This is a genomic window from Comamonas sp. (assembly GCF_009360615.1).
Taxonomy (GTDB): domain Bacteria; phylum Pseudomonadota; class Gammaproteobacteria; order Burkholderiales; family Burkholderiaceae_C; genus Comamonas.
Genome location: NZ_SPEY01000044.1, coordinates 17368 through 38256, shown reverse-complemented (window position 1 = coordinate 38256; position 20889 = coordinate 17368). Strand labels below are relative to the sequence as shown.

At 65.2% G+C, this 20889-nt stretch carries 16 protein-coding genes; 8 read left to right on the top strand and 8 right to left on the bottom strand.

Going from position 1 to position 20889, the window contains the following annotated elements; translation table 11 throughout:
• Nucleotides 1–94: 94 nt before the first annotated feature.
• Both E2583_RS13385 and prfH read left to right on the top strand, forming a co-directional pair.
• A complete protein-coding gene (locus E2583_RS13385) occupies nt 95–1249 on the top strand; it encodes an RNA ligase RtcB family protein (protein ID WP_291596498.1) in 1155 nt (384 codons plus the stop codon).
• Complete coding sequence (gene prfH / locus E2583_RS13380; RefSeq protein WP_367158597.1) at nt 1240–1827, top strand: peptide chain release factor H; 588 nt, start codon at nt 1240–1242, stop codon at nt 1825–1827. Before E2583_RS13385 ends, prfH begins: the two co-directional genes overlap by 10 nt.
• Nucleotides 1828–1899: 72 nt before the next feature.
• On the opposite strand, the gene E2583_RS13375 is transcribed toward prfH, so the two are convergent.
• Nucleotides 1900–2652: a sulfite exporter TauE/SafE family protein gene (locus tag E2583_RS13375; protein WP_291596496.1), complete on the bottom strand. Its 753-nt coding sequence runs from the start codon at nt 2650–2652 to the stop codon at nt 1900–1902.
• A 145-nt stretch (nt 2653–2797) separates the two neighbouring features.
• Here E2583_RS13375 and E2583_RS13370 point away from each other — a divergent pair, with 145 nt between their 5' ends.
• The 6 genes from E2583_RS13370 (at nt 2798) to E2583_RS13345 (ending at nt 10287) form a co-directional block, all read left to right on the top strand.
• Nucleotides 2798–3703: a LysR substrate-binding domain-containing protein gene (locus tag E2583_RS13370; RefSeq protein ID WP_291596526.1), complete on the top strand. Its 906-nt coding sequence runs from the start codon at nt 2798–2800 to the stop codon at nt 3701–3703.
• 27 nt (nt 3704–3730) lie between these two features.
• Nucleotides 3731–5119 carry a tRNA 5-hydroxyuridine modification protein YegQ gene (gene yegQ / locus E2583_RS13365; RefSeq protein ID WP_291596495.1) on the top strand — a complete coding sequence of 463 codons (1389 nt, stop codon included), beginning with the start codon at nt 3731–3733 and terminating at the stop codon, nt 5117–5119.
• A 156-nt stretch (nt 5120–5275) separates the two neighbouring features.
• Nucleotides 5276–6136, top strand: a complete 861-nt coding sequence (locus E2583_RS13360) for a plasmid replication/partition related protein (protein ID WP_291596494.1) — start codon at nt 5276–5278, stop codon at nt 6134–6136.
• 263 nt (nt 6137–6399) lie between these two features.
• Nucleotides 6400–8613, top strand: a complete 2214-nt coding sequence (locus E2583_RS13355; protein WP_291596493.1) for a TonB-dependent siderophore receptor — start codon at nt 6400–6402, stop codon at nt 8611–8613.
• Nucleotides 8614–8675: 62 nt separating this feature from the next.
• Nucleotides 8676–9791: a PepSY domain-containing protein gene (locus tag E2583_RS13350; RefSeq protein WP_291596492.1), complete on the top strand. Its 1116-nt coding sequence runs from the start codon at nt 8676–8678 to the stop codon at nt 9789–9791.
• A 106-nt stretch (nt 9792–9897) separates the two neighbouring features.
• Nucleotides 9898–10287 carry a VOC family protein gene (locus tag E2583_RS13345; protein ID WP_291596491.1) on the top strand — a complete coding sequence of 130 codons (390 nt, stop codon included), beginning with the start codon at nt 9898–9900 and terminating at the stop codon, nt 10285–10287.
• 72 nt (nt 10288–10359) lie between these two features.
• On the opposite strand, the gene E2583_RS13340 is transcribed toward E2583_RS13345, so the two are convergent.
• From E2583_RS13340 to E2583_RS13310, 7 genes are all read right to left on the bottom strand, one after another.
• A complete protein-coding gene (locus E2583_RS13340; RefSeq protein ID WP_291596490.1) occupies nt 10360–13266 on the bottom strand; it encodes an aconitate hydratase in 2907 nt (968 codons plus the stop codon).
• A 168-nt stretch (nt 13267–13434) separates the two neighbouring features.
• Nucleotides 13435–14574: a CoA transferase gene (locus tag E2583_RS13335; protein ID WP_291596489.1), complete on the bottom strand. Its 1140-nt coding sequence runs from the start codon at nt 14572–14574 to the stop codon at nt 13435–13437.
• Between the two features lie 69 nt (nt 14575–14643).
• Nucleotides 14644–15651: a tripartite tricarboxylate transporter substrate binding protein gene (locus E2583_RS13330; protein ID WP_291596487.1), complete on the bottom strand. Its 1008-nt coding sequence runs from the start codon at nt 15649–15651 to the stop codon at nt 14644–14646.
• Between the two features lie 30 nt (nt 15652–15681).
• Nucleotides 15682–16863, bottom strand: coding sequence for a M20 aminoacylase family protein (locus tag E2583_RS13325; protein ID WP_291596484.1), 1182 nt, complete (start codon nt 16861–16863; stop codon nt 15682–15684).
• A gap of 141 nt (nt 16864–17004) precedes the next feature.
• A complete protein-coding gene (locus E2583_RS13320; RefSeq protein ID WP_291596482.1) occupies nt 17005–17988 on the bottom strand; it encodes a tripartite tricarboxylate transporter substrate binding protein in 984 nt (327 codons plus the stop codon).
• A 41-nt stretch (nt 17989–18029) separates the two neighbouring features.
• On the bottom strand, nt 18030–19025 hold the full coding sequence (locus E2583_RS13315) for a tripartite tricarboxylate transporter substrate binding protein (protein WP_291596480.1): 996 nt from the start codon (nt 19023–19025) through the stop codon (nt 18030–18032).
• A gap of 95 nt (nt 19026–19120) precedes the next feature.
• Nucleotides 19121–20830 carry an acyl-CoA dehydrogenase family protein gene (locus tag E2583_RS13310; RefSeq protein WP_291596478.1) on the bottom strand — a complete coding sequence of 570 codons (1710 nt, stop codon included), beginning with the start codon at nt 20828–20830 and terminating at the stop codon, nt 19121–19123.
• Nucleotides 20831–20889 lie beyond the last annotated feature (59 nt).

Sequence of the window (20889 nt, the reverse complement as noted above, 5' to 3'; positions counted from 1 at the left end):
GCTCTGCGTTGCGCGTGAATTCCCGGATACCTCTCGGCCGAGCCTGTCGCGACTGCCCCATCGCTGACTTCATGCATTCGACCAAGGGCCATTCATGGGCAATTCTTTTTCGGACACCTACGTCAAGGTGTTCGCCAACCGCAGCGTCTGGATCGAGGACGCTGCCATCCAGCAACTTCACACCACGGCCACCAATCTGGACGGCATCCGCGCCGCAGTGGGCCTGCCCGACCTGCATCCGGGCCGGGGCTACCCGGTGGGCGCGGCCTTCTTCTCGGTCGGGCGCTTCTACCCGGCCCTGGTCGGTGGCGACATCGGCTGCGGCATGTCCCTTTACGCCACCGATCTGGCCGTGCACAAGACTTCGGCCGCCAGGCTCGAAAAGGCCGTGGGCAATATCGAGGGCCCTCTGCCTGAGGAGCTGCTGGAGACCGTGGACATGGGGCAGCTGCAGCACATTGCGCAGACCAGCGGTGTCGCCGGTCTGCCCCATCTGCAGGAGAGCCTGGGCACCATCGGCGGCGGCAACCACTTTGCCGAACTGCAGCAGGTCGAGACGCTCTACGAGGAAGGCGCGCTCGACAAAAAGCGCGTGCACCTCATGGTGCACAGCGGCTCGCGCGGCCTGGGCGGGGCGATATTGCGCGAGCATGTGCAGCGCTTCAGCCACGACGGTCTGGCCGCCGGCAGCGCAGACGCAATGCAATACCTGTTGCAGCACGATGCAGCCGTTGGCTTTGCACAGCTCAACCGCCGCAGCATCGCCCAGCGCCTGCTGCGCGCGATCCGCACCCAGGGCGAGGCCGTGCTCGACATCACGCACAACCATGTGCTGCCCCACCACTGGCAGGGCCAGAATGGCTTTCTGCACCGCAAGGGCGCCACGCCGGCGGACCAGGGTCTGGTCGTCATTCCAGGTTCGCGCGGCGACTACAGCTATCTGGTCCGGCCTGTCGCAGGGCGACATGAGGCCCTGGATTCGCTGGCCCACGGTGCCGGCCGCAAATGGGCGCGCACAGACTGCGTGGGGCGGCTGCGGCCCCGCTTCACGCTGGACGAGCTGCTGCGCACGCGCTTTGGCAGCGCCGTGGTCTGCGCCGACCGCGAGCTGGTCTACGAGGAGGCCCCGCAGGCCTACAAGGATGTGGACGCCGTGGTCGCCAGCCTGCAGGAGGCCGGCCTGGTGGAGCTGGTCGCGCGCCTCAAGCCCCTGCTGACCTACAAGAAGGGATCCCTGCAATGCTGCTGATGCAACTGAGCTCCGCCCACGGTCCCGCCGAGTGCGAATACGCACTGCAGCTGACCCTGCGCAAGCTGCTGCAGGCCTGCGCCGCCGAGGATCTCGCGGTCGAGGTGCTGGAGGAGTTCCGCACCCCGGCCGGCTACAGGTCGGTGCTGCTGCGCTGCGAGCGCGAGACGCCCGCACTGCGCGAATGGCTGGGCACCATCCAGTGGATCTTCGCCAGCCCCTTCCGGCCCCGGCATCCGCGCAAGAACTGGTTCGTCGCCGTGCAGCGCTGCGAGCCGCCGCGCCAGCTGGCCATGGACGGCGAGATCCAGTTCCAGTCCTGCAAGGCTTCAGGCAAGGGCGGCCAGCATGTCAACACCACGGACTCGGCCGTCCATGCCCTGCATGTGCCCAGCGGGATGGCTGTCAAGGTCATGAGCGAACGCAGCCAGCATGCCAACAAGCGGCTGGCGCGCGAGCTGCTGGCCATCAAGCTGGCGCAGCACAATGCGCGCAGCGAAGGGCAGGCTCAGCGCCTGCGCAGCCAGCAGCACCGGGAAGTCGAGCGCGGCCATGCCGTCAAGGTCTTCCGGCTGTAACCGCCCCTGACGACATTGTCACCCGCTTCGCGAATGCCGGGGCGGCGGCCATGTCGCTGCGGCCCCGGCCACTCAGAAGCACAGGTGGATCCCCAGCGCCAGCAGACTGAGCATCAGCAGCGTTCTGAAAAGCCCGGACGAGAGCTTTTCGCGCAGCAGCTGACCCCAGTGCATCCCGGCCAGAGCCGGAATCAGCATCAGGGCCGAAGCCAGCAGTCCCGGTCCCATATCCTGCGCACCGAAGCCTTGCCCCTGCCAGAGCAAGCCAGCCCCCAGGGCCAGCGTGGAGGTGGTAAAGCACAGGCCCATGGCCTGCGTGAATGCGGGACGGGCCAGGCCCAGCGACTGCAGGAAGGCCACGGCAGGCACCACAAAGACACCGGTCACGGCCGTGATGGCACCCGTCGCCAAGCCGCACACCGCCCCCAGCCATGCCTGGTGCGGCGCCGGCGTCTGCCAGCGCAGACCCGACAGCCCCCAGAGGGCATACGTCACCAGCGCCAGGCCCAGCGCCGGCCTGGCCGCAGGCAGGCTGCCGACTCCGCCCCAGAGGGCCACACCGCCCAGCGTACCGAGCACAATGCCCGCCTGCATCCAGCCCAGTCTCTGCAGCAAGGCTCGCAAGCCGGCCACGGGCCGCATCTGCACCAGATTGGTCACCAGCGAGGGCAACAGCAGCAGAGCCGCCGCCTGCGCAGGCGGCATGAACACCGCCAGCAATGCCATGGAAACCGTGGGCAGCCCCAGTCCCACCACGCCTTTGACACAACCCGCCAGTCCAAACACCGCAATCGCCGCCGCAGCCATCCAGCCCTCGTTCCACATCCTCAATCCTTCGCTTTATCCGAACCTTTAAATGCCGGCAAGATTCATTTACTCTTGCATGACGCCCATAATCTCTCGGTATAGAACGCTTCACCAGCGGGATTATTCAAATTCAGACTTCGTAGAAACCTTAGGCTTGAATTCCATGCGCTTTGACCTGACCGACCTCCAGCTGTTTGTGCACATCCTCGACAGCGGCACGCTGACGGCCGCGGCACAGCGCAGCCACCTCACGCTGGCATCGGCCAGCGAGCGCGTGCGCGGCATGGAGACGCTTCTGGGCACGGCACTGCTCATTCGCAAGGCCCGTGGCGTGCAGCCCACGGCTGCAGGCCATACCCTGGGCCAGCATGCGCGCCAGGTGCTCAGCCAGATGCAGCTCCTGCGCGGAGCCATGGGCGAATTCGGCGCCGGCCTGGCCGGGCAGATCCGGCTGCGCGGCAATACCTCGGCCGTGCGCGAGCATCTGCCGCTGGCCGTCAGCGGCTTTCTGCGCCAGCACCCGCAGATTGCGCTGGAGCTGCAGGAATGCCCGAGCAGCGAAGTGCTGGCCGGACTGCGCCAGGGCCTGTGCGATATCGGCGTGGCCGCCTGGGATGCCGAAGACCGCACCACCCTGGCAGGCCTGCACTGCCAACCCTGGAGGCATGACCCGCTGGCCGCCGCCTTGCCGCTGGGCCATGCGTTGGCCGGGCGCCGGCAACTGCCGCTGGCCGAGCTGCTGCACGAGAACTGGGTCGGCCTGCCACGCGACTCCGCCTTGCAGCAGCTGCTGCAGAAACAGGCTTTGCGGATCAACGACAGGCTGCTGCGCATCCAGGTCCAGCTGCAGCATTTCGAGGGACTGTGCCAGCTTGTGGGCCAGGGCGTGGGGATTGCCGTGCTGCCGCTGGCCGCCGTGCAGCGCCACGCTGCCGCCACTGGCGTGGTGGCCGTGCCGCTGTCCGACGCATGGGCGCAGCGCCGGCTGCTGCTGTGCACGCTCGCCACGACGGACTCCCTGTCATTGCCGGCACGGCAATTGCACGCACAGCTGCGACAGACCGCGTAGCCTTAGCAAGCCACAGTGAAAAGCGCTATGCGGGACAATAGCGACATCATGACCCTCAAAGCCCCCGAACTGCTGCTGCCTGCCGGCTCGCTCGACAAGATGCGCGCCGCCTACGACTTTGGTGCCGACGCCGTCTACGCCGGCCAGCCGCGCTACAGCTTGCGCGCGCGCAACAACGAATTCCGCCTGGAGCAGATCGGCCAGGGCATTGCCGAGGCGCATGCACGCGGCAAGAAGTTCTTCCTGACCAGCAATCTGATTGCGCACAACGACAAGGTCCGCACCTATCTGCGCGACATCGAGCCCATCATCGCCATGAAGCCCGACGCCATGATCATGGCCGACCCCGGGCTCATCATGATGGTCAAGGAAAAGTGGCCCGAGCAGGAAATCCACCTGTCCGTGCAGGCCAACACCACCAACCACGCCACCGTGAAGTTCTGGCAGAAGATGGGCGTCTCGCGCATCATCCTGTCGCGCGAGCTCAGCCTGGACGAGATCGAGAAGATCCGCCAGGAATGCCCCGACATGGAGCTGGAAGTGTTTGTGCACGGCGCCCTGTGCATCGCCTACTCGGGCCGCTGCCTGCTGTCGGGCTACTTCAACCGCCGCGACCCCAACCAGGGCACCTGCACCAACGCCTGCCGCTGGGACTACAAGACGCATGACGCGGCCGTGGACCCCAACACCGGCGAGGCGCTGGGCCAGACCATGGAAAATGGCTTCAACTTCGAAGAAGCCAAGAACGATCTGGACAACCAGTTCACCAGTACCTGCGGCGACCAGCAGCGCCATCCCAAGGCCGATGCCATCTATCTGCTCGAGGAAAAAGGCCGCCCCGGCGAGATGATGCCCATCATGGAAGATGAGCATGGCACCTACATCATGAACTCCAAGGACCTGCGCGCCGTGGAGCATGTGGAGCGCCTGACCAAGATCGGCGTGGACTCGCTCAAGATCGAAGGCCGCACCAAGAGTCTGTACTATGTGGCCCGCACGGCCCAGACCTACCGCCGCGCCATCGACGACGCCGTGGCCGGCCGTCCGTTCAACCCGCACCTGATCACCGAACTCGAGGGGCTGGCCAATCGCGGCTATACCGGCGGCCTGCTGGAGCGCCGTCCCGCCAACGACTACCAGAACTACGAAACAGGCCACAGCGTGCTGCAGCGCAGCCATTTCGTGGGGGCAGTGCGCAGCTACGCCGACGGTATGGCCGAGGTCGAAACCATGAACCGTTTCGCCGTGGGCGACACCATCGAGGTGATCCATCCCCAGGGCAACCGGCGGGTTTTGCTGGAGAAGATGTTCAACCTCGAAGGCCAGCCCGTGGAAGTCGCCCAAGGCAACCCCGTGCGCGTGCGTATTCCTCTCGAAGGCCCGGTGGAAGGTGCTCTGATTTCGCGCCTGCTGTAAGCTTGAGCGGCTTTGCTTTTCCAACGCCCCATACGCTGGGGCGTTGCTCTTTTGTCTATCGCTGCTTTCGCCCGTCCCCTCTCGAATTCACGTTGATTTCATGCTGAAAACGAGTGTCAACTGGCGCAAGCAGCGCCTCCATTTGAAGAACAACCCATGGAACTGAAGATTGACGAAGGCCTGAAGGCCTATATCGACCCCTTGACCCCGGACGAGCACGAATCGCTGGAGCGCAGCATCCTCGCCGAAGGCTGCCGCGACTCGCTGGTGGTCTGGGGCGACCTGCTCATCGACGGCCACAACCGCTACGGCATCTGCCGCAAGCACGGCCTGCCATTCAATACCGTGCAGGCCACGCAGTTCAAGAACATGGACGACGTGCATCTGTGGATGATCGACCAGCATCTGGGCCGCCGCTCTGTCTCCGACTTCCAGCGCGGCGTGCTGGCACTGCGCAAGCGCGAGATCATCGCCGAGCGCCGCGCTGCAGCGGCTGCTGCCGTGAACGCCGCCAAGGCCGCACAGCCGGCCAGCGAGGAAGCCCCCTGGGAAGGTGAGACCGACCCCGTGGTCGCCCAGGCGCTGGCCAGCGTGGCCAAGGTTCCCGACGAGGCGCTGGACACGCGTGAAGCGCTGGCCCGCGCCGCCCGCCTGTCGGCCGGTCAGGTCAAGATGATCGAGACCATCCAGGAAAAGGCCGCACCGGAGGTCGTGGCGGCGGTCAAGGCCGGTGAGCTCTCGCTCAATGCCGCAGCCGTGGTTGCCACCCTGCCCGAGGAAGAGCAGCAAGCCGCAGCCGCCGAAGGCGCCGAGGCGCTCAAGCAGGCCGCCAAGCGCGTGCGCGATGCCAGGAAAAAGCCCAAGACCGCCAAGCCCGAAGCCGAAGAATCGGCAGAAGCCGCGCCAGCCGCCAGCCCCGAAGAGCTGCAGGCCCGCGTCACCGAGCTGGAGGCCGAAAACGAGCGCCTGCGCCTGCAGGTCAAGACCTTGCAGGACCTGCTGGCAGAACAGGGTTAAGCAACCCTCTCGCCCGGCTCCCGCATGCAGCTTCCCCGGACGGCAAGATCGCCGCACGGGGAGGCTGTTTTTTTTGTGTCTCAACATAACCACAAACAGCCAAATGACAGCAATTCTCATTAATATCTGCGCCTGCCAATAAACGCCACCTCGCCTGCCCCGGCCCCGGCCCCGATTGAAGACAAGAGATGCCGCCAGCGCAAGGCTGGGGCAGCGCGCTGTTCATGCCTGCCGGGTGCTGTGCGCCCTCCCCTACAACACCCATGGCTCACCTCCATCTTTCCGACGCCCCTGCTTTTCGCCTGAGCGCCGCCGCTGCCGTTGCCGCAGCCCTTGGCGCGCTCGCCAGCCCCGTTCACGCGCAGACGGCCAGCGCCACCGCCGCCGAAGCCGCCCTGGACTCGGTCACCGTCACCGGCAACTGGCTGGACGGCGATATGTCCAGCGCCGAGAAGGTGCTGGAGCATCCGGGTGCCCGCACCATCGTCGAGCGCGAGCGCATTCAGGAAAGCGGTGCCTCCACCTTACGCGAAGCGCTGCGCCTGGTACCCGGTGTGCAGGTTCAGGACAGCAACGGCACGGGCGGCAGCGATATCTCGCTGAACCTCAGCGTGCGCGGTCTGACCGCACGCCTGTCGCCACGCTCCTATGTGCTGCAGGACGGCGTGCCCGTCTCCTACGCTCCCTACGGTCAGCCCCAGCTGTCGCTGGCGCCCGTGGCGCTGGGCAATCTGGATTCCATCGACGTGGTGCGTGGCGCTGGCTCGGTGCGCTACGGCCCGCAGAACGTGGGCGGCATCATCAACTTCACGACGCGTGCCATTCCCAAGACTTTTGCGGCCGAAGCCTCCATCGGCACCGAGATCTACAGTCACGGCGGCAACGTGAAGACCACGCCCAGCTTCTTTGTGGGCGGCACGAACGAATCGGGCCTGGGCCTGGCCGTGCTGTATTCGGGCACGCATGGCAAGGGCTGGCGCAGCAGCAACGACAAGACCGACATCGACGATCTGCTGCTCAAGGGCAGCTACAAGTTCGACAACCACAGCAGCCTCTCCGCTTCGCTGCACCACTTCGAGGGCAAGGGCCAGATGCCCGGTGGCCTGACCACGGCGCAGTATGCCGCCGACCCGTTCCAGAGCACACGCAACTACGACCAGTTCACGGGCCGTCGCACCGACGGCTCGCTCAAGTACAGCTACAAGGACGGCCGTAACAACTTCGAAGTGCTCAGTTACTACGTGGACTCCTTTCGCGGCAGCTATATCGAGCGCGATGCCACCGGCGCCAATGCCGGCAAACGCAGTCTCACGGCCGCACCGCGCGACTATAGCTACTACGGTGTGGAGCCGCGCTACTCGCGCATTTTCGAGACCGGCTCCGTGGTGCAGGAAGTCAGCGTGGGCTATCGCTACCTGAAGGAAAAGAGCTCCGAAACCGCGCAGACCACCTCGGGCTTCTATGTGCCCGGCCAGGTCGATGCCATGGCTCTGCCGCTGAACACCACCCAGACCAGCCAGGGCGGCACCACGGCCAATGCCTTCTATATCGACAACCGCATCGATGTGGGCAACTGGACCATCACGCCCGGCGTGCGATACGAGCGCATCCGCTCCTTCAACAATGTGGTGGACTACAAGGGCGCGACCGCTGCGGCCATCTACCCGACGGCAGCCGCCAACGAATGGCTGCCCACGCTGTCGGTGCTCTACCGCGTCGACAGCCACTGGTCGGTGTTCGCCAACGCCGGCAAGTCCTTCGGACCCCAGCAGTACGCACAGCTGGCCCAGTCGTCCAACAACCAGCTCTATCCCGAATCGGCCAAGACCTACGAGCTGGGCACGCACTACAAGAGCGAGACCTGGAGCGGCGAGCTGACGCTGTTCAACATCGACTTCAACAAGGAGCTGTTCCTGGACCGCCCGGGCGACGGCACGGGCAACGGCATCTGGACCGATCTGGGCGCCACGCGACACCGTGGTCTGGAATCGGCGCTGCGCTATGACTTCGGCAAGAACTATCCGGCCCTCAAGGGCCTGTCGCTGGGCATGAGCTATACCTTCACCCAGGCCACCAGCCAGGCCGGCCCCTTCGCGGGCCGCGACCTGCCGCTTTATTCGCGCCACACGGCCGGCCTGTCGGCACGTTATGCGAGGGAGCGCTGGACCTTCAATGCCGATCTGAATGCCCAGTCCAAGCAGCGCTCCCCCGGCACGCCCGGCACCAGCGCCAAGCCCAATTCCTACATCACACAGGAAGACGCCAACGGCAATCTGGGCGATATCCCGGGCTATGCCATCCTGGGCCTGCGCACCAGCTACCAGGCAGGCAGGGAGCTGAACAATCTGCGCCTGACCGTGGGCCTGAAGAACGTGTTCGACCGCCGCTACTTCACCCGCTCCACCGACAACAACGGCGGTGGCAAGTACGTGGGCATGCCACGCACCCTTTACCTTCAGGCCACCCTGCCGTTCTAAGCGGCCGCCTCGCGAGTCCACCCTCAGGGCCGCTCTCGCGGGGCATCACACCCTCACGCGCAATGACTTCGCTCCGTTCTCTGTGGCTGCGGCTGCATCGCTGGTTGGCCCTGGGCCTGGGCTGGATCCTGATACTGGCCGGGTTCACCGGAACCCTGCTCATCATCGGCCAGCCGCTGGACCGCGCGGCCCATCCCGAACTGTTCCAGGCCCGCACGATGCAGGGCCAGCAGGCCGCAGCGCTGGCGCCGATACTGGCCAGAGCCCATGAGGAGTTCGGCAGCAAGGCCACTTTGCGCTTCCGGCTGCCGCAGCAGGCCCGAGACAGCCTCTGGCTGCGCGTTCAGGCAGCAGGCTGGCGCGGCACCATCTACCTGGACCCCGTGACAGGGCAGGAGCAGGGCCGGCGCGGCGAGACCGAGGGCTTTGTCAACACGCTGTTCAAGCTGCACAGCACCTTGCTGCTGGACGCCAACGGCAAGGCCCTACTGGCCTGGACCACGCTGGCCTATGTGCTGCTGCTGTTGACAGGCGTCATTCTCTGGTGGCCCAAGCGCTGGCCGGGCAACTGGCGCATAGAACTCAGCAAGAGTCTGGTACGAGCCCTCTTCGACATGCACCGCATCGGCGGCGTGATCATGGGCCTGCTGATCGCGGTGTCGGTCGTCACAGGTGCCTATATGGCATGGCGGCCGATGGGCGACTGGCTCAATGTGCTCGCCAGCAGCACGGCCACCCAGGCGCCCAGGCTGCCCGCACTGGCTGAGGAAGGCTCCGCCCAACCGCTCCCCGCCGATGTGGACGCCATGCTGGCCTCGGCCCGTGCGGCCATGCCCGATGCCCAGGCCAGCTTCGTGCAGCTGCCGCCCAATGCCAGACAGGCCGTACGCATCCGCTTACGCGCCCCCGGCGAACCGCACCCCAACGGCATCAGCTCGGTATGGCTGGACCCGCGCAACGGGGCGGTGCTGGACGTCAGGCGCTGGAATGAACTCGATCCCGGCGCTGCGGCGGTGGCCGTGGCCTATCCGCTGCACACGGGCGAGCTGGGGGGCGTGCCGATGGAAATCCTGGCCGGCCTCAACGGTCTGGTGCTGGGCGGCCTGGGCATCAGCGGGATCTGGCTCTGGTGGCACCGCCGCAAGGCCAAAAGGCTTGCGGCCCAGAGAACGTCCTGAGGGAGCCGGACCCGGATACCCCTGCTCAGGCCCGGGTCTGCTTGCATCACGGCCTCTGCGGCCTCAGCATCTTGACTTCCACCAATGCGCAGACAAGGAGCTGAAGATGGCCATGAATCCCGTTGGCTGGTTCGAGATCTATGTGCAGGACATGCCGCGCGCCAGGCGCTTCTACGAAGCCGTGCTGGGCTGTCAGCTGCAAGCGCTGGCCATGCCGGAAGGCGGCGAGCACCCCGATATGGAAATGTGGACCTTTCCCGGACAACCGGATAACGCCGGTGCCACCGGGGCGCTGGTCCGCATGCCGGAATGCCCCTCGGGCGGCGGCGGCACGCTGGTCTATTTCGTCTGTGAAGACTGCGCCGAGCAGGCCGCCCGCGTTGCACGCAACGGAGGCAGCCTGCACCGGGACAAAGTCTCCATAGGCCCTTATGGCTTCATTGCCCTGGCCATCGACACCGAGGGCAACATGTTTGGCCTGCACTCGATGAAATAGAGCTCGCACCGGTCCACGAAAAAGGCCTGCCTCCAAGGAGAGCAGGCCTTTGGGCCTGGCACGCGGGCGCAATCAGGCCAGCAGCTGCCTCAGAACATAGGGCAGGATGCCGCCATGGCGGTAGTAGTCCACCTCGATGGGGGTGTCGATGCGCAGCTTCACGATGACGGTCTTCTTGCTACCGTCTGCCCTGGTGATCACCAGCTGGGCGTCGCTTTGCGGCGCCAGATCGGCGGCCGGGATCACGTCGATGTATTCCTCGCCCGTCAGGCCCAGGCTTTGCCAGCTGTCACTGCCCTTGAACTGCAGCGGCAGCACGCCCATGCCCACCAGATTGGAGCGGTGAATGCGCTCGAAACTGCGTGCCACCACGGCCTTGATGCCCAGCAGCTGCGTGCCCTTGGCCGCCCAGTCGCGGCTGGAGCCCGTGCCATATTCCTCGCCGGCCAGCACCACGGTGGCGCGGCCCGCAGCCTGGTACTTCATGGCCGCGTCATAGATGGCCATCTTCTCGGTCTTGCCGTGGTCATCGCGAAACAGGGTGACACCGCCCTCCTCGCGCGAGCCGTCGGCCGCAGCGGGAATCATCAGATTCTTGATACGCACATTGGCGAAGGTGCCGCGCATCATCACCTCATGGTTGCCCCGGCGCGAACCGTAGCTGTTGAAGTCGGCCTTTCGCACGCCATGCTCGAGCAGCCATTTGCCAGCCGGCGAAGACTCCTTGATGGAGCCTGCGGGCGAGATATGGTCGGTGGTGATGGAGTCGCCGAACAAGGCCATGATCCGGGCACCGTACACCGCACCTGGATTGGAGACCTTGTCTGCTGCTGCGGACGGGGCTTTCAGTTCCAGCGCAAAATCGGCAAAGAACGGCGGCTCGGCGATATAGGTGCTCTGCGGCCAGGTATAGGTGGAGCCCGTAACGCCCTGGATCTTTTCCCAGAGCTTGCCCGGCTCGCTGGCCACCTGCTCGTAATTGCTGCGGAAGGCCTTGCCATTCATGGCGAACTTGAGCAGGTCCTGAATCTCCTCGCTGCTGGGCCAGATGTCGCCCAGATACACATCCTTGCCGCCCTTGCCCTTGCCCACAGGCTCGGTCATCAGGTCCTTGCGCACCGTACCGGCAATCGCGTAGGCCACCACCAGCGGGGGGCTGGCCAGAAAGTTGGCCTTGATGTTGGGGTGGATGCGGGCCTCGAAATTGCGATTGCCCGAGAGCACGGCCGCGCAGACCAGATTGTTCTGCGTGATGACGGCATTGATCTCGGGGGTGAGATCACCGGCATTGCCGATGCAGGTGGTGCAGCCGTAACCCGCCAGCGCAAAACCCAGCTTTTCCAGATAGGGCAGCAAGCCCGCCTCGGTCAGGTAACGGGTCACCAGGCGGGAGCCCGGTGCCAGCGAGGTCTTGATATGCGGCTGGACCTTGAGGCCTGCCTGCACGGCCTTCTTGGCCAGCAGGCCCGCTGCCAGCATGACGCTGGGGTTGGAGGTATTGGTGCAGCTGGTGATGGCGGCAATCAGCACATCGCCGTTGCCAACCTCGAAGCTCTTGTCCGGCACTGCAACGGCCTGGCTGGCATCGGCAGCAATCGCGCTGGCCTCGGCCTTGCCGGTCTCGGGCGTGTTGCTGACCATCTCCGCCTTGTTGCGCTCCGCGTCTGCGGGCAGCGGTGTGCGTTCGGGCTGCAAGGCCTCGGGACCCTCGGGGCTCACCAGATGTCGTCGCACCAGCTGATCGGCGGGGAGATTGAAGCCATTCTGGGCCACGGGAGCGCTGAACAGCTCGTCGAACTGTCCGGCCACATGGCCGATCTCGATGCGGTCCTGGGGGCGCTTGGGACCGGCCAGGCTCGGTGCCACCTTGCCCAGATCCAGCTTGACCACATGCGAGTAGTCGATCTCGCCGGCCTGGGGCACCCCAAACAGCTGCTGGGCCTTGAAGTAGGCTTCGAAGGCCTGGATCTCGCTCTTGGTGCGCCCGGTTCCCTTGAAGTATTCGATGGTCTTTTCATCGACCGGGAAGAAGCCCATGGTCGCCCCATATTCAGGAGCCATATTGCCGATGGTGGCGCGATCCGGCAGGGACAGGCTGCGCGTGCCTTCACCAAAGAACTCGACGAACTTCCCGACCACTTTTTCCTTGCGCAGCAACTCCGTGACGGTGAGCACCAGATCGGTGGCCGTCACGCCCTCGCGCAGCTGACCGGTCAGCTCGAAACCCACCACATCCGGTGTGAGGAAGTACACCGGCTGACCCAGCATGGCCGCTTCGGCCTCGATGCCGCCCACGCCCCAGGCCACCACGCCGATGCCGTTGATCATGGTGGTGTGGCTGTCGGTGCCGACGAGGGTGTCGGGGTAGTACACCGCATCCCCCTTGCCGTTCCGGGCCTTGTGCACACCGCGCGCCAGGTATTCCAGATTGACCTGGTGCACGATGCCGAAGCCCGGCGGCACGACACCGAAGGTGTCGAAGGCCTGCATGCCCCATTTCATGAACTGGTAGCGCTCCTGGTTGCGCTGGAACTCCAGCTTCATGTTCAGGTCCAGGGCCTTCTTGGTGCCGAAATAGTCCACCATGATGGAGTGGTCCACCACCAGGTCCACGGGTACCAGCGGTTCGATGGACTTGGGCTTCTTGCCCAGCCTGGCGGCCGTGCTGCGCATGGCGGCCAGGTCGGCCAGCAAAGGCACGCCGGTGAAATCCTGCAGCACCACGCGCGCGACGACAAACGGAATCTCGTCGACACGCTCGGCCTTGGGCTGCCAGCGCGCCAGCTGCGCCACATGCTCCTCGGTGATCTTGTTGCCATCGCAGTTGCGCAGCACCGACTCCAGCACGATGCGGATCGAGACCGGCAGTCGCTTGATTTCGGGAAACTGCTTGGCAAGTGCAGGCAGCGAGTAAAACTTGGCTTTCTTGCCTTCGGCCAGCTCAAAGGACTTCAGGGTTTTGGCAAAAGCATGCGACATCGTGAGACTCTCCATGGACAGAACACAGGGAAACGCTTTTACATTCCATTGTGCACACAATGCCCGTGAAAAGGGTGGGACAGAACGCCGGACACGCGAACCTGGCTCCCCATGAGCCTATGCAAGGAAAGCCCGCACAGGGCGGGCCGGAGTCGCGATGGAGCCAGCTCAGGCCCCGGCATCCGGCAGAAAATCCCGCCCCTCGCTCAGGGGAGCAAAGCGGTAGCTGGCCGGCGTGCGACCGAGCTTGACCGGAGCGCCCAGCCCCTGGTATTGGTCCAGGGTCACCACCATCTCGCGGTGCGCCGTATGCGGATGTTCGAGCGCCTGGGCGACGTCCAGCACCGGCGCGGCGGGCACGCCGATGGCCATCAGCTCGTCGGCCAGCTTCAGGCCATCAAGCGCCGCAAACGCCTGCAGCAGCAAGGGCTTGAGCTCGGCACGATGAACGGAACGCTGGCCTGCAGTGGCAAAGCGCTCGTCCTGCGCCAGCTCGGGCCGGCCGACATGGCTGCACAACAGCCGGAACTGCCGGTCGTTGCCCACGGCCAGAAAAATGGGCGCACCGCCGGTGCCGAGCACGTCATAGGGATAGATATTGGGATGGGCATTGCCCGAGCGCTGCGGCACCTTGCGCCCCATGAACCAGTTGGCAGCGTGGGGATGGAGCAGCGACAGACCGGAGTCGTAGAGCGAGGCGTCCACCAGCTGGCCCTGTCCGCTGCGCCCCCGCTCGTGCAGGGCCAGCAGCACGCCAATGGTGGCATTCAGCCCGGTCACCATGTCCACCACCGGCAGGCCCACGCGCAGCGGGTCGCCGTCCGCCTCGCCGTTGATGCTCATGATGCCGGCCATGGCCTGGATGGCGGCGTCATAGCCGGGCAGGCTGCCCAGAGGGCCGTCGGCACCGAAGCCCGTGACGCGGCACCAGATCAGATGCGGCAGCTGCTCGCGCATCTGCTCAAAGCCTATGCCCCATTTCTCCATGGTGCCGACCTTGAAGTTCTCCACCACCACATCGGCCCGGGCCATCAGCTCGCGCACGCGCTGCTGGCCTTCGGGCGAGGACAGGTCGAGAAACTGGATGCGCTTGTTGCGGTTCAGGCCGAAGTAATAGGAGGCCACGCCGTCGCGAAACGGAGGGCCCCAGGTGCGCGTGTCGTCTCCCTGCGGCGGCTCCACCTTGAGCACATCGGCGCCATGGTCACCCAGGATCTGCCCGCAGAGCGGCCCGCCGAGGATGCGTGACAGATCGAGAACCTTGATGCCCTGCAGGGCTCCGGCGCCGAACGTGACTGGATTGTGCATGTTTCAGTTCCCTGAAGAATACGGACCTGGGGCCCGCAAGTTGGTCGAAATTTCTGGCGGCCGATGCAGTCAGGCCAGGGGCATGCGGCCCACGCTGCGCACCAGCGCCCCCAGGCGCTGATGGATGGCAGCAAAGCTCTGGTCTGCCTCGGCCTGCGAGGTCACGGGCTGCAGGATATGCTTGCCCTCCAGCGCCAGCCGGCTGCGGACGTCGCGGTGCACCAGCGCCTGCCCTATGGCACCGCGCAGCGCGGCCACGCGGTCGGCGGGTGTGCCCTTCTTCACGAAGTAGCCGGCGCTGACCGTGTACTCGAAATCCGGGCTGAGGCGGCTTTGCGATATCAGCGGCACATGGGCCAGCTCCTTGGGCAGGGCTTTGGAAAAGCTGGTCAGGATCTTCAGCCGTCCCTGCCTGGCCATGCCTTCGAAGCTGGCCTGATAAGGCAGGATGGCGAAGTCCACCTGTCCTCCTGCCAGGGCCTGCAGGGCCGGCGCGCCGCCCTTGTAAGGCACGTGCAGAAACGGCAGCTGCAGTCGGGCGGCCAGCGCATCGCCCATCAGGTTGTACAGGGAGTCCACGCCCACCGTGCCGTAGGTCAGCGGACCGTTGCTGACGGCGCGCGCATATTCGATGAAGGCGTCATAGCTATCGGCAGGCAGACCGCTCTTGACCATGAGCACGATGGGCGACTCCGTCGTGGGAGCCGCCAGCGTGAAGTCGCCCGGCTTGTATCGCGCTGCCGTATTGAGCATGGGCGCCAGGAAGATCTCGTTGGCCGAGCCGTGAAAGAGCATATGGCCGTCGGCCGGTGCATTGAGCACCTTGGCCGCAGCAATCAGACCCGTGCCGCCGCCCAGGTTCTCCACCACCACCTGCTGCCTGAGGCTGCGGCCTATGGATTCGGCAAAGATGCGTGCCGCCACATCGCTGGCCCCGCCAGCTGGAAAAGGCACCATGAGAATCAGAGGCCTGGCCGGATAGCTTTCTGCAGCCCGGCCCCCGGTGGAAGCTGCCGCCAAGGCAACCGTCTGCCACAGAGTGTGCCGCATGAAGCTGCGGCGATTGCACATCCCCATTTCCTGCCTCCCGTCCCAGCAAGCGGCCGTTCAGGCCAGATAGCTTTGCACCAGTTGCACCCAGAAGGCCGCACCGATGTGCAGGGCCTTGTCATTGAAGTCATACAGCGGGTTGTGCACCATGCAGCCGCCGTCGTCGCCCACGCCATTGCCCAGCCGGATATAGGCGCCGGGGCGCTTTTGCAGCATGTAGGCAAAGTCCTCGCTGCCCATGGTCGGCATGCGCTCGTCCACCTTGTCCTCGCCCAGCAGGCGGATTGCCACCTGGCGCGCGTAATCGGTCTGGGCTGCGCAGTTCACCAGCACCGGATACTTGTGCACATAGTCGATGTCGCAACCGAGCTGGTAGCTCTCGGCCTGGGCCTGCACAAAGGCCTTGATGCGCGTCTCCACCCAGTGGCGCACCTCGGGATGCAGCGCACGCACGCCGATCTTGAGCACTGCGCTCTCGGGCACGATGTTGAAGACCTCGCCGGCCTGGATGGAGCCCACCGTGATCACGGCTGCCTGCTGGGCATCGAGCTCGCGCGTGATGATGGACTGCAGGCCCAGCACGATGCTGGCAGCGCACTGCATGCTGTCTATGCCGTGGTGCGGCATGGCACCATGGGCGCTGCGCCCGCGCAGCGTGACGGTCACGCGATCGAACGAGGCCATGGCCGGCCCCGGGCTGATGGCCATCCGGCCCACGGCCAGGCCCGGCGCATTGTGAAGCGCATAGATTTCATCGCAGGGGAACAGCTCGAACAGGCCCTCGTCCACCATGCGCAGGGCACCGCCCTCGTTCTCCTCGGCCGGCTGGAAGATCAGGTTCAGCGTACCGTCGAATTCAAGCTTCTCGGCGATGTACTTTGCCGCGCACAGCAGGATGGCGGTATGCCCGTCATGACCGCAGGCGTGCATTTTCCCGGGCAGGCGGCTGGCGTGGTCCAGGCCTGTTCTTTCCTGGATGGGCAAGGCATCCATGTCCGCGCGTATGCCCAGCGACTTGCGGCCCGATCCCTTTCTGAGCACGCCGACCACGCCGGTCACGCCCAGGCCTCGATGCACCGCATAACCCCAGCGTGCCAGGGATGCCGCCACCATGTCGCTGGTGCGCGTCTCTTCGAAGGCCAGCTCGGGATGGGCATGGATGCTGCGGCGGACCTCGACGAATTCGGCAGCGACTGTCTGCAATTGCTCCAGCAAAGAGGATGGGCTTGTGGATCTCATGGCGATTGGATAGGTGAACACCAACGGCCCATGTCTTGCAGGGGCCCGAAGGCGTGGTGGAGGGTGTTGAACAGTGTCCCCCGCACGACCCGTGCAAGGGGTTTCGAAAAGTTCGTCCGGCTCGCCCTGGCGACCGCAGCGTCAGTCCAGCGTGACACCGGCCTTCCTGACCACCTCGCTCCACCTGTCGAGCTCGCTCTTCACCAAGCCGGCCAGATAGGCGGGCTTGACATCGGTCCCCCGCTCCAGCCCCTGCGCCGCAAAGGCGTTCTTCACGCTCTCGGAATCCAGCGACTTGGCATAGGCCTGATTGAGCATCTCCACGCGCTCTGCCGGCATGCCCTTGGGGCCGACCACGCCGAAGAACACGCTCACGTCATAGCCCGCCAGCCCCTGTTCGGCGATCGTGGGTATCCGGGGCATGGCACTGGAGCGCTTGGCCGTGGCGACGCCCAGGGCCTTGACCTTGCCTGCCTTGATATAGGGCATCGCAGTGAGGATGTCGGTAAAGGTCATGTCCACCTGACCGGCCAGCAGATCGTTGAGTGCCGGTCCGGTGCCCCTGTAGGGCACATGCTGCAGCTGTGTGCCTGCCAGACCGTTGAACAGCACCCCCGCCAGATGGGACGAGGCACCGTTGCCCGAAGAGGCAAAATTGAGCTTGCCGGGCTTGCTCTTTTCGAGCGCGATCAGCTCCCTGACGTTACCGACGCCCAGATCCGGCCGCACCACCAGCACATTGGGCAGATAGCCCACGTAGATGATGGGCGTGAAGCTGGTGCGCGGGTCATAGCTGATGGATCGGTACAGCGGCTTGTTGATCGCCAGCGGACCCGAGGTGCCGAACATCAGCGTATAGCCGTCAGGCCTGGCCCGGGCCACGTAATCCGCACCGATGTTGCCGCCGGCCCCGGCCTTGTTCTCCACGATCACGCTCTGACCCAGCTCCTTGGTCAGCTCGGTCGCCAGAATGCGCGCCATGGCGTCGGTAGGGCCGCCAGGTGGAAAAGGCACGATGAACGTGATGGGGCGTGTCGGGTATTTCTCCTGGGCAAGTGCGGGCAGTGCTGCCGACAGGGCGGCGGATGCCATCAGGCCCAGCGCTGCGCGTCTGGCTTTATGCATGTCTGTCTCCTTGGAAGGGGGTTGCCGATGAACCATCCAGATCACTGCGGGGTGCCGCCGGCAACGGCCTTGAACTGCTCCATGCGCGTCTTCTCGCGTGCGTAGGCGCTCTTTGCGTACTGCTCGAACTCTTGCGGGCTGCGGTAGTTCAGCGGCTGATTGAGTTGTTCGAGGATCTTTCGCCCCGGTGCCGACTCCAGAGCTGCCTTGAAGGCGTCATGAATGATGCGCAACCGCGCCGGCGCCAGGCCGGCAGGGGCGGCAATCCCATAAGGCGACTCGATCACCGCATCCACGCCCAGCTCTCTCAAAGTGGGCACCTGGGGAAACTGCGGAACACGGCTGGACGTGAACATGGCCAGGTAGCGCAATCGGCCCGACTGGACATGCTGTGAGGCTACGCCGGAGAGCACGCCCGCATCGATGTGACCGCCCAGCAGGTCGCTGGCCTGCTCCGAGTCACCCTTGTAGGGCACGCGATTGAACTGCAGACCCGTGGACTGCACCAGCTCGCTGAGCACGATGCTGGGCGTTTGCACCGGGCCGGCCGCACCGACGGAGATCTGGCCGGGTCGCCTGCCCGCATCTTCGGCAAACTCCTTCCAGCTCTTCCACGGTGCCTCCCGACGCACAGCCAGCCCGAAGGTGTAGTCGGTCATGCCGATCACATAGCTCAGCCTCAAGGGATCGAAGCTCACCCGGTTCAGATACGGTTCGCGATAGACACTGGCAGGCAGCACGGCCAGGGTGTAGCCATCGGGCTGAGCCCGCGCCAGCTCCACCGCGCCAAACGTGCCGTTGGCGCCTGGCTTGTTCTCTATGACCACCGGTTGCCCCAGCAGTTGCGAGGCTTGCTGTGCCACCACCCGCAAATGCGCATCCGTCGGTCCGCCGGCGCCATAAGGCACCACCAGGCGTATCGGCCGAGCCGGATAGGAGTCGCCCTGAGCCTGCGCGGCAAAATGGGCTGCCGCCAGCAGCACTGCACCCGAAGCTGCGACCAGCAGCCTTCGGCGCTCTCTTGTGTGATTGCGCATCTTTGTCTCCTTGCAGGAATAATCCGAGAGCCGATAGCGCCTTTTTCACGAAGCGCTTCAGCCGTTTCTTCTACTTATTTCAAGGCCGCCAGCAATCACTCCCGCCACTGCGCCGGCACGGCAGCCGCGTCGTCCAGCGGATCACGCGGCAGCACACGGTGCAGCAGCACCAGTTGCGACAGGCGCAGACGCTCGTTTGATCCGGTCTGTGCGGCTTCCCAGGCCATGGCGATGGCCGTGGTGCAGTGGTAGAGCGCTGTGGCGGCCTGGCGGGCAAGCACATCGCCTCCGTCCTGAGCGGCCCTACCGGCCAGGGTGCTGGCGCGGGCCAATGCATCTTCCAGCGCCAGGCGGTAGCCGGGCACCAGGCTGGCATGGTCGAGCAAGCCATGCAGATACTGCTGCAGCACAGGCAGCGAACCCTCGCGCTTGATGGCGCGGATCACGTCCAGCGCCACGATGTTGCTGGTACCTTCCCAGATGGAGCCCAGGTGGGCATCGCGCACCAGGCGTGGGTCGCTCCACTCCTCGATATAGCCGCAGCCGCCACGCACCTCCATCGCGTCGCCGGTAACCTTGCGCGCATCGCGGCAGGCACGGAACTTGATCAACGGCGTGAGAATGCGCAACAGCGGGTAGGCGCCCTCTTCGCCCGCATCCGAGCGCATCAGCGCCTGCGCCGTCTGGAACATCATGGTGCGCGCCTGCTCTGCAGGCACGCGCAGCTTGTCGAGCTGGCGCTGCATCAGCGGCATGTCCTCGAGGCGCTTGCCGAAGGCGATTCGCTCGCGGGCAATGAACTCGGCTTCGGCCACGGCGCGGCGCATCATGCCGGCCGAGCGCACGCCATTGGAAAGGCGGGAGTTGTTCACCATATCGGCAATCTGCACGAAGCCCCTGCCCTGCTCGCCCACCAGGTAGGCGGTGGCGCCCTCCATGCGGATCTCGCCGCTGGCCATGGACCTGGTGCCCATCTTGTCCTTGAGACGGATGATGCGGTAGCGGTTGTCGCTGCCATCGTCCAGCGTGCGCGGCAGCAGGAACAGCGAGATGCCCTTCATTCCTGCCGGAGCCCCGTCCACGCGTGCCAGCGCCATGGCGAACTCTGCATCGGGGTTGGAGCAGAACCACTTGTCGCCCGTCAAACGCCAGGAGCCGTCGCTCTGCGGGAAGGCCACGGTCTGTGTATTGGAAATGTCGGAGCCGGCAGCCTGCTCGGTCATGAACATGGCACCCTGGGCCTGGCTTTCCCAATCCAGCGACAACAACTGCGGCAGGTACTTGCCGACCAGCTCGGGCGTGCCGAACTTCTTGAGTGTGCGTGTCAGCGAGTCAGTCATGGACAGCGGACAGCACAGTCCGAACTCGGACTGCACGAACAGATAGGTCAGTGCGTACTTGACGGCCGGCGGCATCCTGCCCTGCCAGCCCAGCATGTCGTCGCGATGCGAGATGGCCTGCAGGCCGAAATCGCCGTAGGCGATGCGTTCCAGCTCCTCATAGGCGGGGTGCTTGATGATGCGCTGGCTGTCCCGTCCGGAGCGGCTGCGATGCTCGAGCGTGGGCGGGTTCCTGTCGGCAATGCCGGCCAGCTCGTCGATGCGCCCGCCGGCCAGCTCGCCCATGCGCTGAAGATAGGGCTGCAGGTGGGTCAGCAGATCGGCCGGCAGATAGAGCCCCAGCAGCGACTGCAGCTCGGGGTCGGTGGCATAGAAATTGGCTCCGTGCCGATCAGGAACGGGATGGGCTGCGGCGCTGGCGGCCAGGGCCAAGGCATGCATCTGGCTATTGTCGTTGGCGGACATGAAGGTCTCCTGCTGAACTCGAATGCATCCTGAGGCGCTGTGCGCCCGTCCCCAGGATG